The following is a 14491-nucleotide window of genomic DNA, read 5'->3' on the forward strand; positions in this document are numbered from 1 at the left end:
AACATAGCCCGAAAATTATGGAGGAGCAATAGTGACACGATGCCGGGAAGGATGTTTATGCCGTTTACTAAACAATAGCTGGCGGCCTCGTCCGCCTCCCGCCGATCGGGCATAATACCGCCCCATGCTTGAGCGACCGATCGATACCGACACCCACACCGCCACCATCCGCTTGATGACGGAACAGGACCTGCCCGCGATGCTGGCCGTGCAGGCCGCATGCTATCCGCCCGCCATGCAGGAGCCGGCCGCGATCGTGCTGGCGCGCCTGCGTGCAGCCTCCGGCACCACCCTGGTCGCCGACGGCGCGGACGGCGTCTGTGCCTATGTGTTCGCCTATCCGTCGCGGCTGGGTGCGGTGACGCCGCTCGGCGCCCGCTTCGCGCCGGCGCCGGATGCGGACACGCTGTACATCCACGACCTGGCCGTGGCGCCATCCGCGCTGGGGCAGGGCCTGGCGCGCCGGCTGCTCGCCGGCCTGTCCAAAAGGGCGAGGACGCTGGCGCTGCCGCATGCGGCACTGGTGGCGGTGCAGGACTCGCGCCGCTTCTGGGAGGGGCAGGGCTTCGCGGTGCGGGACGCCGGGCAGGACCTTGCCGCAGCGCTCGCGACCTATCCGGATGGCGCGCTGTACATGACGCGCGATATGCGGAAAATAACAGTCGATAGTTAATCGTCATCACCTGGTAACTGATCGACATCGTTTGCGCTGCCGTGCGCATTTTCGCCCCTTAAATCGCCCCCGATTTCGTTGTTTTTTGTCGGCTGCCGAGCCCAAATTCCGGTGGCTTAGGCTAATATTGTCGTTGGGCAAGTATTTTCTCGGATTCCATATGTCTAGCTTCAAGCGAACCACGGCGCGGGAGCGCGGCTTCACCCTGATCGAATTGATGATCGCGGTGGCCATTATCGGTATCCTGAGCGCCGTCGCCATCCCGGCCTACGGCAATTACGTGACGCGCGCGCGCCTGGCGGATGCGTATTCCGGCCTCGGCACCGTACAGACCGCTGCCGAAGAATACTGGTCGAACAACCGCACCTACGTCGGCTTCGACCGCCTGCCGGCCACCAGCGCGAACTTCTCCTATTCGCTCACCAGCGCCACTGCCTCGGCCTACGTGGTGACCGCGGTCGGCAGGGGCCCGGCCCAGGACTTTTCTTTCACCATCGACCAGAACGGCGGCCGTGCGACCCCGCACGCGCCCACTGGCTGGACCACCAGCACCAGCTGCTGGATCGACCGCAAGGACGGCCGGTGCGTCCAGTGATGCGAGCGCCGCGTGCCGGCGGATTCACCCTGATCGAGGCCGCCGTGGTGCTCGCGATCCTGGGCATCCTGGCCAGCGTCGGCATCCCCAGCATGTCGGCCTGGCTGCTCGGACGCAAGGCGACCGCCGCCGCCGGCTATTACGCCGACGGCTTCGCCTTCGCGCGCAACCAGGCGATCGGCCGCAACAGCGCCAGCCGGCTGGTGCTGGACGATAACGCGGTCAGCGGCCAGCAGCAATGGCGCGTCGATCTGTGCTATCCCTCGAGCGACGACGCCTGCGACGAGGACAGCACCGGATGGTCCACCGCCAGCGCGCCGGCGGCCGGCGATCCGCGCGGCACCCTGGGCGACAAATCGATCGTGCGCAGCGCCGACGGTTTGCCGTCGTCGCGGGCGGTGTCCCTGCTGGTCGGTCCGTCCGGCGCGAATGCCGTGTATTTCACTGCACTGGGCTGGGTCGACACCCGCATCGCGCCGCAAATCTCGCGCATCACGCTGTCGCCCACGGCCGACCGCGCCGGCGCCTTCGCGCCGCTCGCGGTGTCGCTGACCCTGGCCGGCATCGCCATGCGCTGCGACCCGGCGGCGGTGGCGCCCGACCGCCGCAGGTGCCCGCGATGAAGCCGGCCCGCCTGTTCCGCACCCGCGCGCAGCAAGGCTTCGCGCTGGTCGAATCCCTGGTCGCGGTGGCACTGCTGGCCATCGGCCTGATCGGCATGCTCGGCCTGCAGGCGCGTTCGGTCGCGGCGCTGGAAGATTCGGCGATGCGTACCGAAGCGACGCTGGCCGCCGAATCGCTGCTCGGGATCATGGCCACCGACCAGGCCAACCTGGCCGCCTACGCGGTGGCCGCGGGGGCGGCGCCGAGCGCGCAATTGCGCCCCTGGCACCAGGCCACCATTGCGCGCATTCCGAGCGCGACGATCGGCGTCACGGTCACCCCCGGCGCCGCGGCCGCCGGCACCCGGGTCGATATCCGGATCGCCTGGACCCGCAAGGCCGGCACCAGCGCCAACCAGCACCGGATCACTTCCTATATTGCAGGCAGCAAGACATGACAGGCCGACTGCGTTCGCGTGAACAGGGGTTCTCGCTGGTCGAACTGATGATCAGCATCGTCATCGGCATGCTGGCGCTGGTGTTCGCGCTGCGCCTGATGAGCGGCGCCGAGCGCACCCAGCGCAATGGCATGGGCAGCTCGGACGCGATGCAGAACGGGATGCTGGCGCTGTTTTCCATGAGCGGCGACGCAGCCCAGGCCGGGTACGGCCTGAACGATCCCCTGGTCGCCGGTTGCGACACCATCTTCAGCGACGTCTCCGGCTATACACTGGCCTCGGTGACGGTTGGCGGCATCGCGGTCAAGCCGCTGGGCCCCGTCATCATCGAGAAGGAAGCCGCCGGCGCAAGCGGTGCGCCGACCACCGAGGGCGAAAATCCCGACCGGATCAGCTTCTATGCCGGCAGCTCGATCACCGGCACCGGCACCCTGCGCCTGCTGTCGAGCTATACCAGCGGCACCCGCATCGTGGTCGACCGCGTCCCCTACGGCTTCCGCCAGGGCGACGTGGTCGTGGTCGCGCCCGAGCGCCTGGGCACCAAATGCGCGCTGGCCCAGATTTCCTCGGACCCGGATGCGCTGGCTGCGCTGCCGGCCCAGCAAACGGTGGACGTGAACCAGGGCGACGATTTCCGCTACAACAGCGGCGGCCTGGGTACCGGCTTCGGCGCCGGCATCTCGCGCGTGTTCAACCTCGGTCCGGCGGCCTCGCTGTCCTTCCATACCTGGTCGGTCGCGAACGGCTTCCTGCAGCTGCGCTCGACCGACATGAAAGGCGCCGCCGCCAGCCCGGCCGCGGTGGCCGGCGACATCGTCTCGATCAAGGCGCAGTACGGTTTCGACGACCGCGCCGGCGGCAATTTCACGCCGGATGCCGGCATGCAGGTCAAGCAATGGTCGTCGACGATGATCAATGCCGACGGCGACGGCGTCACCGGCGGCGCCGGCGACTACCTGCGCATCGCCGCCGTGCGCCTGGCCGTGGTCGCGCGCAGCCGGACGCCGGAAGCGGCGGGCGCGGGCGGCACCTGCACCGCGACCACCGCGCCGCTCCAGGTGTTCGCCAGCGGCACCGCCGGGGCCGCCGCGGTCCCGGTCAAGGTCAAGCTGGCCGTCCCCGGCGACAGCGTCGACTGGCGCTGCTACCGCTACCGCGTGTTCGAGACCATCGTCCCGCTGCGTAACTTCGTGTGGAGGCCATGATGAACCAGGCGTCGTATCGCGTCCTGCGCCGTGCCCGCGAGCAGGGCATCGCCTTGCCGGTCATGCTGGTGATCCTGGCGGTGATGCTGGTCGGCGGCGTGTACCTGATGAAGTCCAGTCACTCGACCGCCCTGGCGACCGGCAACCTGGCCTATGACGCGACGCTGAACCGCGCCGCCGACCTCGGCCTGCACCAGGGTTTCCAATGGCTGAGCAGTACCGCCGCCGCCAACAAGGCCGCGCTCGAAACCGACGACACGGACGATGGCTACCATGCCTCGCTGAGCACCAAGCTGACCCCGCACGACGACGATTTCTGGGAGGGCGCCAAAACGCTGACCGACGCCGACGGCAACAGCATCCAGTACGTCGTGCATCGCCTGTGCGCACGCGACGGCCGCTTCGACACCAACAACAACCGCTGCGTGCAGACCTCCTCGGTGCGCGGCAGCCTCGGCAACGCCGTGGCGCTGGGCGAAAGCCTGGCATCGGACGCGCCCAGCTTCGACGGCGCGCCGCAACTCCACTATGTCATCGCCTCGCGCATCAACGGGCCGCGGGGCAGCAACGTGATCAACCAGATGATCGTGCTCATCGGTGCGTAAGCGCGGGCCTTCCATGAAAAAACTCTTCGCCTTCTTCCTGCTCGTCCTGCTCGGCGCCGGCGCCAGCGCGGCCCCCACCGGCATCGCCCAGCTGCCCCTGCTGAACATCACCGGCAGCGGCAACGTCAAGCCCAACTTGATGCTGTTGTACGATAACTCGAACTCGATGGCGTACACCTATACGCCGGATTACGTCAACGATACCTGCCGCAACGATGTGACGCTGAAGGCCGGCCGGACCGCCTGCTCGCAAGGCCATCCGCCTTTCAACAGCCCGGATTTCAACCGCCAGTACTACAACCCCAAGGTGCGCTACCTGCCGCCGGTCGATGCGCTCGGCAATTCGTATAATTCCATGACGCGCAGCCGGACCTCGGACTGGACCTCGGTGCCGACCGACGGCTTCGGCATCAACAACACCAATATGTCGGGCAATGCCCAGACCCGGTCCAACCTGGCCAGCGGCTATCCCGACATGGCCTGGTGCAAACCGAATTCGACCAACTGCGTGTACGGCACCGGCGCGGCCTACAACTACCCCAACGGCACCTACAAGAGCTCGAATTACACCTACGCCACCGCGCCGTTCTACTACACGATCAACGTGGCCGAGTATTGCAAGGACGCCGCACTGACCGTCTGCAAGACCGTCACGATCGGTGCGCCGGCGCCGGCGGGCTATCCCTATCCGGCCAAGGTGCGCTTCTGCACCACCACCGACCTGAATACCTGCCAGGCGAAGTACACGAGCGGCGGCTATATCTACCCACGCTTTTCGACCACCGGCAGCACCGTCACCGGCGCCTACGGTACGGTCACGATCGGCGCTTCGTCGACCACCAATGACCTGGTCATGAACAGCATTTCGGTGACGGAATCGGGACGCGCGGTGGTCGTTACCGACGGCGCGGTCACTGCGGTTGGCGGCACCACGACCCTCTCCAGGCAGGCGGCGCTGGCGAACGCGCTGGCGGCGTCGATCGTCGCCAAGACCGGCCTGACGCGCCAGTACACGGCTTGCGTGCGCACGCCGCCGGCCAACAGCAGCGTGCCGGACTGCGCCAGCTTTGGTATCAATTTGGCCGGCAATAACACGCTCGCCGTGGTACCGATCACCTGTCCGGCCGGTGCAGCCAAGGACGACCCCGATTGCGCAGTGCTGGCCGACGGCAGCCGCGATGGCTGGGCGGTGACTGCCAGCGCCCAGAGCCGCACGGTCAACGGGCGCACCGACGTCATCCCGGCCACCACCACGGCGATCGGCACCGGCGCCTCGGTGTTCGTGCGGACCGACATCGTCCCCGAGAACAACAGCTATCCGAAGGATGCGGCGCGCACCGATTGCGCCGGCACGACCTGCACCTACGACGAGGAGATGACCAATTTCGCCAACTGGTACACCTACTACAAGTCGCGCAACCAGATGATGAAGACGGCGGTCGGCCTGGCCTTCCAGTCGATCAATGACAAGTACAACGTCGGCATCGTGCCGCTGTCGAGCGCAGCAACCGAAACGTCCAGGGACTTCGTCTATCCGGCGGAATTTTCTGGCGACAACCGCAGCGCCTGGTACGGCGCCCTGTACGGCATGACCCTGAGCGGCTCGACCCCGCTGCGGCCGGCCCTGAATGCGATCGGCAAGATGTATGCGAACCTCGGCAATTTCAGGCGTGCCGTCGGCTCGGAAGTGATCAAGTTTCCGTGCCAGCAGAATTTCGCCTTCATCACCACCGACGGCTACTGGAACGGCGGGCCGGCCTCGAACGTCGCCAGCAACGACGAGTCGGAAAACCTGACGCGCTTCTGCAGCCAGCGCCTCGGCTGCGTCGATACCCGCCGGCAGAGCGCCGGCACGCTGGCCGACGTCGCGCTGCACTGGTATAACGGCGGCTCCAGCACCGGCACGGTCTCGCTGCGTCCCGACATCGACCCGATGACGAAGGACGGCGTGGTGCCGGCCGCCACCGCCGGCGACAACCAGCACCTGCACATGAACACCTACGCGCTGGGCCTGGGCGTGGATGGCGTCATGACCTTCGATCCGAAGTACGATACCGGCGCCACCGAGGGCTCGGATTTCTACAAGCTGGTCACCGGCGTCAGCACCGGCTGCCCGTGGAATGGCGGCAGGGCCTGGGTGTGGCCGGATCCGAACGTCGGCCTGGTGAGCGACAGCGCGGCGCTGCAGGAACGCGTCGACGACCTGTGGCACACCGCGATCAACGGCCGCGGCAAGTACTTCAGCGCCTCGGACCCGAACGAGGTGGTCGATGGCCTCTCGAAAGCGCTGTCGAATATCGAGGTGCACGTCGGCGCCGCCGCTGCCTCCGCGACCTCGACCCCGAACATCACGCTCGAGGACAACGACATCTTCTCCGCCACCTTCACCACCGTGAAGTGGTTCGGCGTGCTCACCGACCGCAAGCTCGATCCGGTCAGCGGCGAGGTGATCAAGTCCATCACCTGGCACTCGAGCAATACCCTCGGCACCAAGGTGGCGGCCACCACCGATTCGCGCAGGATCAAGATGCTGGACGTCGACCGCGGCGGCCTCAAGGAATTCGACTACGCCAACCTGAACGACACCGAAAAGACCTGGTTCGACAACAAGTGCGGGGCACTGGCCCAGTGCAGCAACCTGTCGCCCGCCGACCGCCTGATCGTCAACGACGGCAGCAATATCGTGGGCTGGCTGCGCGGACGCCAGCAATACGCGGACGACACCCGCCTGCGCGCCTACAGCCTGTCGAACACCAAGGACGAAGGCGTGACCCAGGTGCTGCCGATCGTCCTGGGCGACATCGCCGCGTCCAAGCCGGCCTACCAGCGCGATCCGCGCAAGAACTACACCGCCGCCGGCTACGCCGAATTCAAGGTCGCCAAGGCCGGCCGCACGCCGGCGGTGTTCGTCGCCGCCAACGACGGCATGCTGCACGCCTTCGACGCCGGCAACGGCAACGAATTGTGGGCCTACATGCCGCGCATCACGATGAAGAAGCTGCACCTGCAAGCCAGCACGACCTACAGCACCAACCACCAGTTCAGCACCGACGGCTCGCCCGAGATCTCGGACGTCAAGATCGGCACCAACTGGCGCTCCGTGCTGGTGGCCGGCCTGAATGCCGGCGGCCGCGGCTACTACGCGCTGGACGTGACCGACCCGGCCAACCCGGTCGCGCTGTGGGAATTGTGCGCCGACTCGACCATCTGCAGCGGCAACAACTACGACGCCGACCTCGGCCTGTCCTTCGGCAATCCGCAGTTCGGCACCTGGAAGGACGCGTCCGGCGCCGAGCGCTGGGTGGTGTTCCTGACTTCCGGCTACAACAATGTGCCGGGCGGCGGCTTCGGCGGCGACGGCAAGGGCTACCTCTACGTGGTGGACGTCGCCACCGGCCGGGTGCTCAGCAAGAAGAGCACGAACGTCGGCGATACCACCACGCCCTCGGGCCTGGCCAAGATCACGGCGATCACCGACAACCCGCTCACCGATCCGCTGGTGACCTATGTCTACGCCGGCGACAACCAGGGCAAGATGTGGCGCTTCGATTACACCGCGGGCGGCGATCCGACCGTGGTGCAGATGGGCGATGCCGGCACCGCGCAGCCCGTGACCAGCCGACCGGAAGTGACGATGTGCCAGGTCGAGAACACCGACACCGCCGGCGTCAGGACCGTCAGTGCGCAGAAGGTCGTCATCTTCGGCACCGGGCGCCTGCTCGACCTGCCGGACATCGCCGACACCAACACCCAGAGCGTCTACGTGCTCAAGGACAGCAACACGGGGATCCCGGCCGCCAGCTGGCGCAACCCGAGCTCGATGGTCGAGAAGACCCTGGCCCATCCCGCCAACACCCAGGTCTACACCATCAGCGGCGCCGGCGTGAACCTGGGGACGCAGGCAGGCTGGTTCTTCGACCTCGACCAGAACGCGGGCGAGCGGGTCAATCTCGATCCGAAGGTCGCGGCCGGCACGCTGACCGTGGTGTCGAACATCCCTTCGTCCTCGTCTTCGTGCAAGGTGGGCGGCAGCAGCAATGTGTACCAGCTCAACGTCTGCACGGCGGCCCCGGTGAACAGCCAGCAGGGCATCGGCGCCATCGCCGGCTCCACGCTGTCCGCGAATTCGGCGGCGGTCGGCTTCATCATCGTGCGCCTGCCCTCGGGCGCGCTGAAGATGGTCACCACCACCGCCGACGGCAACACCATCACCTCCAGCGTGGCGCGCGCCACCGACGTCGAGGCCCACCGCGCCGGCTGGCGCCGCGTGCGCGAATGAGCGGCGGCCGCCGCTAGGGCTGCGCGGCGGCGCGTTCGGCGCTGGCCAGGACCTGGGTCGACACGCTGCCGTCGGCCCTGGTCAGGCGCAGCTGCACCGGCAGCCAGTCCTGCGTCGGCGCCAGCCAGAGTTCGAGCCGGGGCTGGCCCGGCGCCGTCAGTTGCGCCAGGTGCCAGGCCGCCAGCGTGCCGATGCCGGTGTCCACGCTTTCCTCGCCCAGTAACTGGTATTCCTCGACCCGTACCGCGTCTGCACCCGCCACCGGGATCCGCACCGTGTCCGGGAACTGGCCCGGCGCCGCGCGGCCGATCGCCGCCAGCTGCACCAGCACCGAGGCGCGGTCCTGTACGCCGAGCGTGGCCGGGGTGCTGGCGCCGCTGGCCTCGAACGCGATCGTCCCGGTTCGCGTATCGAAACCGATGGCCTCTTCGCGGCCGGCGTGGGTCTCGCTGGCGCGCGCCGGCTCCATCCCGGTATCGCCGCTCAGGCCCTGGCTGGACAGCCGTCCGAGTATGCCGTCGAGTTCGAGGCGGTAGCCGCCACCGTCGCGGCGCCAGTCGAGATAGGCCGGGCCATCGCCGCCGGCGCCGTCCCGCCAGCGATAGGCCAGGCGCGCCGGTGGCGGCAGATCGGCACGGTAGGCGCCCGGGTTGGCGCTCATCAGCGGCGGCCCGGCGACTGCGGCGACGGCGGCTTGCGTGCTGCCGGCCCGGGGCGCAACGACGGAGGGTGGCTGCGGCACGGCCGCGCGTGCGCGGGGACGCACGGTGTCCTGCGGCGCGCCGGCAGCGGCGCGCGGCGGCGGGGCCGCGACTGCCGGCGAGGGCGGTGGCGCCAGGCGCAGGGCGATCGCTTCGCGCAGGACGGGCCGCGGCGGGGCGGCGGGCGTGCGGCGCGCAGCCAGTTCCAGCAGCAGCAGGTGGGCGCAGGCGGACAGCCCGCACAGCACCAGCAGGCGCCGGTGCCTGGAGAGCAGGGCGGCAATCTTCATCCCGCTAGTGTACCGTCTGGCGCCGCCGCCGCCCATCCGTCGCTCATCCGCCGCTCATCCGTCACTCAGCGGACGGCCTCGATGATGAAGCGGCAAGGAACTGAGGATTCCGCGCGACATCCGGGCGTTCGAATAGGTGCTTTCCTTGACGCAATAGGATGAGTCCGGCACAGTTTGGCCTGCGCTTTCGTCCTTGTTACCGCTCCATGCCCATCGCTCTCCAGTTGCCTTCCGATCCGCCCGCCCAGGTCCAGCCGCCTGGCATCCCGTCCTTCGACGACCAGTACGCCAAGGCGCGTGCGCTCGCCAACAATGGCCAACCCGAACTGGCGCTGGCCGCCTATTCGGCGCTGCTGACCCGTTCGCCCGGCAATGCCGACGTGCTGCTCGGCCGCGGCATCGTCTACGCGCGCCTCGGGCGCTGGAACGAAGCCGAGGCCGACCTCGGCGCGGCCGCCAGGATCTCGCCCGGCTATGCCGACGTCTGGGAGGCACTGGGGAATACCTATCGCTGGAGCGAACAGCCGGCCAAGGCGCTCGACGCCTACGAGCAACTGGTGGCGCTGCGCCCGAACGACCCGGCTGCGCTGGTGGCACGGGCCCGCGCCCATCGCGCCCTCGGCCATGCCGCGCAGGCGCGCGCCGACCTCGAACGCGCCCGCACGCTGGGCGGCGACGCCGGCGAGATCGACGGCCTGCTGCCCGACCTGCAGCCCAATGTCCGCGCGAATGCGGCGATCCCGTCCGCCGGCACGCCGGATGCGGTGAACGCGGCCGGCTATACCTGGGGCGCCGGGCTGTCCTCGAGCTGGACCGACGTCGGCAACGGCCCGCGCTGGAACGACCAGACCCTCAGCCTGCGGCGCTACATGAAGGGCGGCTCGCTGGGCTTCGAGACCCTGCGCGCGCACCGCTTCGGCCAGCACGACTACGCCTGGGCGCTCGACGGCTATGCCGGCCTCTGGGACGGCGCCTACGCCAACCTGCGTTACCAGCACTCGGCCACCAGCCGCCTGTTCCCGGCCAATAGCGGCCGTCTCGAAGTCTGGCAGGCGCTCGGCAAGGGCTGGGAAGCCTCGCTCAGCGACGACGTGCTGGGCTTCGATTCGCGCGTCAACATCTACGGCGTCAGCATCGCCAAATACAGCGGCAATTTCTACGTGCAGCTGCGCCACCAGAACATCGTCTCCGAAGGCTCGCACAGCACCGGCCAGCGCCTGCTGGCGCGCTGGTACTACGCCGGCGACGCCGACAATTACCTCGAGCTGACGGCCAACAGCGGCCGCAGCGACGATCCGCTCAGCCTGGCCGGCGGACGCGCCCGCTCGGGCGGCGGTGGGCTGGCCTGGGTTCGTTACTTCAACCCGCAGTGGGGCGGCAAGATCGGCGCGAGCTTCTCGCGTGCCGACGGCGCCGCCTCTGGCCGGGAGCGCGGGCTCTCGTTCGCGCTGTACCGCCGATGGTAGCCGTGGCAGACAAGCCGCCCGCGCCGCCTGCCAGGGAAGCGGGACCCGTACGCCGCGCGCTGGCCGCAGCCCTCGGCGACGTGCTGAGCTGCCTGCCGGCCCTGATGCTGGCCTGGCTGTGCCTGCGCGTGGCCGAGACCTGGCACGCGGCCGGCGGCGAGATCCGCGTCGCGACGATGTTCGGGCCGGCGCTGGCCAACGATTTGCTGGCACTGCTGCGCTACGGCTTCCTGTTCGTGCTGTGCGCGCCGCTGCTGGCGCTGGTGCCGGCGCGGCGCTGGCGTGTTCTTCTGCTGGGCCTGGCCTGGTCGCTGCTGCTGGCCGTCGAAGCCGGCCTGCTGCAATACCACTGGATCGCCGGGGTGCCGCTGGGCGCCGACCTGTTCGGCTATACGCGGGCCGAGCTCGCGACCACGGTCGGCGGCGGCTGGCGGGTCGATCCGCCGCTGGTCCTGGGCCTGGTGGCCGCGCTGGCGCTGCTGTGGGGCCTGCTCAAGGTCTCCATGCGCGCCTGGTGGCCGCGCGCCAGTGCGCGCCGCACCCTGGTTGCGGGTGCCGCCAGCCTGCTGGCCTTCGCCTTCCTGCCCGATCACTTCGCACCGCCGGCCGCGCAGAGCGAAGCCGGCATCGATTACCTGCGCAACAAGATGGCCTATTTTGCCGACCGCAACCTGGCCCACCTGACCGGGTCGGGTGCTGCCGATACGCAGCAGGCCGCCACCGGCGAGCTGCCCTGGTCCGGCAAGGATCCGCGCTATCCCTTCCTGCGCCCGGAGCGGACCCCGGATACGCTGGGGCCGCTGTTCGCGCGGCCGTCCGCCACCCCGCCGAACCTGGTCTTCATCATCGTCGAAGGCCTGGGCCGCAACTTTTCCGGTCCCGGCGCGCGCCTGGGCAGCTTCACGCCCTTCCTCGACGAGCTGGCCGGCCGCAGTCTCTATTTCGAGAACTTCCTGTCCGGCCAGGGCCGCACCTTCGGCGTGCTGACCACCGTGTTCGGCTCGCTGCCGTTCGGCGACAACGGCCTGGCCGCGCTGGGCGACAAGATGCCGCGCCATGCCTCGCTGCTCAGCGTCCTGAAATCGCAGGGCTATCGCCTGAATTTCTACAGCGGTTCGAATCTGGAATTCGACAACGAAGGCCTGTACCTGCGCCAGGAAGGCGTCGAACGCTTCGTCAGCGAGCGCGATTACGCGCCGCCGGCGCGTCGCAGCAACGAGTGGGGCTATGCCGATGGCGAGCTGGTCGAGATGGCGCTGCGCCGCCAGGCCGAGGACCCGCGCACGCCCACGGTCTCGATCATCCAGACCACCAGCATGCACGACCCGTTCACCTTCCCGGACAAGCCGCGCTACATGCAGAAGGTCGGACAGCGCCTGGCCCAGCTGGGCATCGCCGCGAACGCCAACCCCGGCTATGCGGCCCAGCGCGAGATCTTCGCCAGCATCCTGTACACCGACGACGCGCTGCGCCGCTACTTCGAAGGCGCCGCCAGGCTGCCGGGCTTCGACAACACCATCTTCATCATCACCGGCGACCACCGGCTGCCCGAACTGCCGATGGACACGCGCATCGAGCGCTACCACGTGCCGCTGATCGTGTATTCGCCGATGCTGAAGGCGCCGCGCGCGATCAAGGCCGTGTCCTCGCAGTTCGACATCGCGCCTTCGCTGCTGGCTTTTCTAGCGAACAACCATGGCCTGCAATCGCCGTCGGAAGTGACCTGGCTGAGCACGGGCCTGGATCTTGAGACCAGCTTTCGCAATCTGCACGTGATCCCGCTGAAGCAGACCAAGACCGAACTGAGCGACTTCGTTTCGGGTTCGGTGTACCTGGCCCAGGGCCGGCTGTACGCACTGGCCGACGGCCTGCTGACCGACCGCGCGCCGGACGGCAAGGCGCTGGCCACGGCACGCGCCCAGTTCCAGTCCTTCGTGCAGGCGAACAGCGTGGCCGCGCAGATGCCCGCGCTGGCGCCGCCGGCCAGCATCGACCAGCGCGCGCCTTACCGCGCCGAGACCCGCAAGCTGCGCAGCGTGGCGCTGGCGGCGGAGGGCGGGGTCGGCGTGTCCGGCGTGCGCCGCGCCGCGGCGCCGGGACCGGACGGCGCGACGATGGTCGAGGCGACCATGCGCAACGAGTCGACGACCGGCTCGCGCCCCTTCGTGCCGCTGCTGGTGATCAGCGATGCCGGCGGCCTGGAGATCGGCGAGAGCGCCGGCGAAGCGCAGACCCTGGCGCCCGGCGCCGCGCTGAAGGTGGCACTGCCGGCCAGGCTGGGCAAGCTGCCGCACGGGACCTATTTCGTGTCGGTGATCCCTTCGCATCCGGAGACCGGGCGCTCGATCGGCATCGGCCAGTACCACGTGGAGATGAAGCTGTGAAGCCGGCCTGGCACAGGGCCATGCGTGGCGCCGCGCTGGCCGCGCTGCTGGCCATCGGCAGCGCGCACGCCGCCGAACCGGCCGGGCCGCGCGCGATCTGGACCTGGGAAGGCGAGTCCTATGCCATGCTGGACGAAGAAGGCGCGGCGGCGCAGGGCATCGCCTTCCTGAAGGCCAAAGCGATCGGCACCATCTACCTGTATGCGGATGCGTACCGGGGCCGCAACCTGATCGCCTCCAATCCCGAGCGCTACCGCCGCCTGCTGCGCCGCATGCATGCGTCCGGGCTGAAGGTCTATGCGCTGCTCGGTTCGGGTTACCTGAACACCGAGCGCTACGTGCTGCCGCGCCACCGCGAGGAAGCCGTCGCCATGCTCAAGCGCGTGCTCGACTACAACCGGGCCGCGGCGCTTGATGAGCGCTTCGACGGCATCAACCTCGACATCGAGCCGCACATCCTGGCCGAATGGTCGACCCGCAAGATGGAACTGCTGGCGAACTTCGTCGAGATGTCGGATGCGCTGATGCAGGTGAAGAGGGCATCCGGCCAGGACCTGCCGATGGGGCCGGCGATCCCGTTCTGGCTGGACGGCATCCAGCTGGACTGGAAGGGCCAGCGCAAGCCGGTTAGCCAGCACGTGCAGGATATCTACGACTTCGTGGCCCTGATGGATTACCGCGATCATGCCGATGGCGGCGACGGCCTGGTCAGTCACGCGATGGACGAACTGGCGTATGGCGAAGCGATCGGCCGTCCGGTCATGATCGGTATCGAGACCATGCCGAACGCGCTGAAGAAAGTCTCCTTCCATCACCTGGGCGAGGCCGACCTCGAGCGTGAGCTGGCGGCGACGTCGCGCAGCGTGGGACGGATGCGCTCGTTTGGCGGGTATGTGGTGCACCACTATGCGGCTTATCGCCGCTGGCTTGGTCTCGACTGAGAGCGCTTGGTGAGACTTTTTATTGTCGCCAGCGTAACGAGCGCGTACGCTGGGGCGTTCCAGACGACTGCAAGCGGTCTGGCGTCCCCCGTGGCACGTCGCGTTTCGACTCCACATCGAACTTCGCACCGGTGACTTTCTGTGAGCTTCGACGAAGAATCGAGGCTTATACTCATCCGTTCTATCAGGGAGGGACGATGAGAACTGCTTTTCATACTTTGGTTGTTGCAATAAGCCTTCTGGCCGCAACTGTCCACCCGGCCTTTGCGCAAGGCACAGACCCGAGCCGGGG

At 68.3% G+C, this 14491-nt stretch carries 11 protein-coding genes; 10 read left to right on the top strand and 1 reads right to left on the bottom strand.

Going from position 1 to position 14491, the window contains the following annotated elements:
* The first annotated feature begins 124 nt into the window (after window positions 1-124).
* The 7 genes from NX782_RS17345 to NX782_RS17375 all read left to right on the top strand — a co-directional run bounded on the left by NX782_RS17345 (window position 125) and on the right by NX782_RS17375 (window position 8417).
* Window positions 125-673 (top strand): GNAT family N-acetyltransferase, encoded by a 549-nt coding sequence (locus NX782_RS17345; RefSeq protein ID WP_258846729.1) that lies wholly within the window; start codon window positions 125-127, stop codon window positions 671-673.
* Window positions 674-833: 160 nt separating this feature from the next.
* Window positions 834-1268 carry a type IV pilin protein gene (locus NX782_RS17350; RefSeq protein ID WP_258846730.1) on the top strand — a complete coding sequence of 145 codons (435 nt, stop codon included), beginning with the start codon at window positions 834-836 and terminating at the stop codon, window positions 1266-1268.
* Window positions 1268-1891, top strand: a complete 624-nt coding sequence (locus NX782_RS17355; RefSeq protein ID WP_258846731.1) for a pilus assembly FimT family protein — start codon at window positions 1268-1270, stop codon at window positions 1889-1891. The genes NX782_RS17350 and NX782_RS17355 overlap by 1 nt, the downstream gene beginning before the upstream one ends.
* Complete coding sequence (locus NX782_RS17360) at window positions 1888-2328, top strand: prepilin-type N-terminal cleavage/methylation domain-containing protein (protein ID WP_258846732.1); 441 nt, start codon at window positions 1888-1890, stop codon at window positions 2326-2328. The genes NX782_RS17355 and NX782_RS17360 overlap by 4 nt, the downstream gene beginning before the upstream one ends.
* Window positions 2325-3533: a PilW family protein gene (locus tag NX782_RS17365; protein ID WP_258846733.1), complete on the top strand. Its 1209-nt coding sequence runs from the start codon at window positions 2325-2327 to the stop codon at window positions 3531-3533. The genes NX782_RS17360 and NX782_RS17365 overlap by 4 nt, the downstream gene beginning before the upstream one ends.
* Window positions 3530-4138 (top strand): hypothetical protein, encoded by a 609-nt coding sequence (locus NX782_RS17370; RefSeq protein ID WP_258846734.1) that lies wholly within the window; start codon window positions 3530-3532, stop codon window positions 4136-4138. The genes NX782_RS17365 and NX782_RS17370 overlap by 4 nt, the downstream gene beginning before the upstream one ends.
* Before the next feature lie 13 nt (window positions 4139-4151).
* Entirely contained in the window at window positions 4152-8417 is a 4266-nt protein-coding gene (locus NX782_RS17375) for a pilus assembly protein (RefSeq protein ID WP_258846735.1), read from the top strand.
* A gap of 13 nt (window positions 8418-8430) precedes the next feature.
* On the opposite strand, the gene NX782_RS17380 is transcribed toward NX782_RS17375, so the two are convergent.
* Entirely contained in the window at window positions 8431-9408 is a 978-nt protein-coding gene (locus tag NX782_RS17380; protein ID WP_258846736.1) for a DUF3108 domain-containing protein, read from the bottom strand.
* Window positions 9409-9614: 206 nt separating this feature from the next.
* Here NX782_RS17380 and NX782_RS17385 point away from each other — a divergent pair, with 206 nt between their 5' ends.
* The 3 genes from NX782_RS17385 to NX782_RS17395 are packed head-to-tail and all read left to right on the top strand — an operon-like array spanning window position 9615 to window position 14199.
* The gene (locus tag NX782_RS17385) at window positions 9615-10874 is read left to right on the top strand and encodes a YaiO family outer membrane beta-barrel protein (RefSeq protein ID WP_258846737.1); all 1260 of its coding nucleotides are present in this window, start codon (window positions 9615-9617) and stop codon (window positions 10872-10874) included.
* Between the two features lie 2 nt (window positions 10875-10876).
* Window positions 10877-13258, top strand: coding sequence for an LTA synthase family protein (locus NX782_RS17390; protein WP_258846738.1), 2382 nt, complete (start codon window positions 10877-10879; stop codon window positions 13256-13258).
* 20 nt (window positions 13259-13278) lie between these two features.
* The gene (locus NX782_RS17395) at window positions 13279-14199 is read left to right on the top strand and encodes a hypothetical protein (RefSeq protein ID WP_258846739.1); all 921 of its coding nucleotides are present in this window, start codon (window positions 13279-13281) and stop codon (window positions 14197-14199) included.
* Window positions 14200-14491: the final 292 nt, after the last annotated feature.

It is taken from the genome of Massilia norwichensis, assembly GCF_024753245.1.
Taxonomy (GTDB): Bacteria; Pseudomonadota; Gammaproteobacteria; order Burkholderiales; family Burkholderiaceae_D; genus Telluria; species Telluria norwichensis.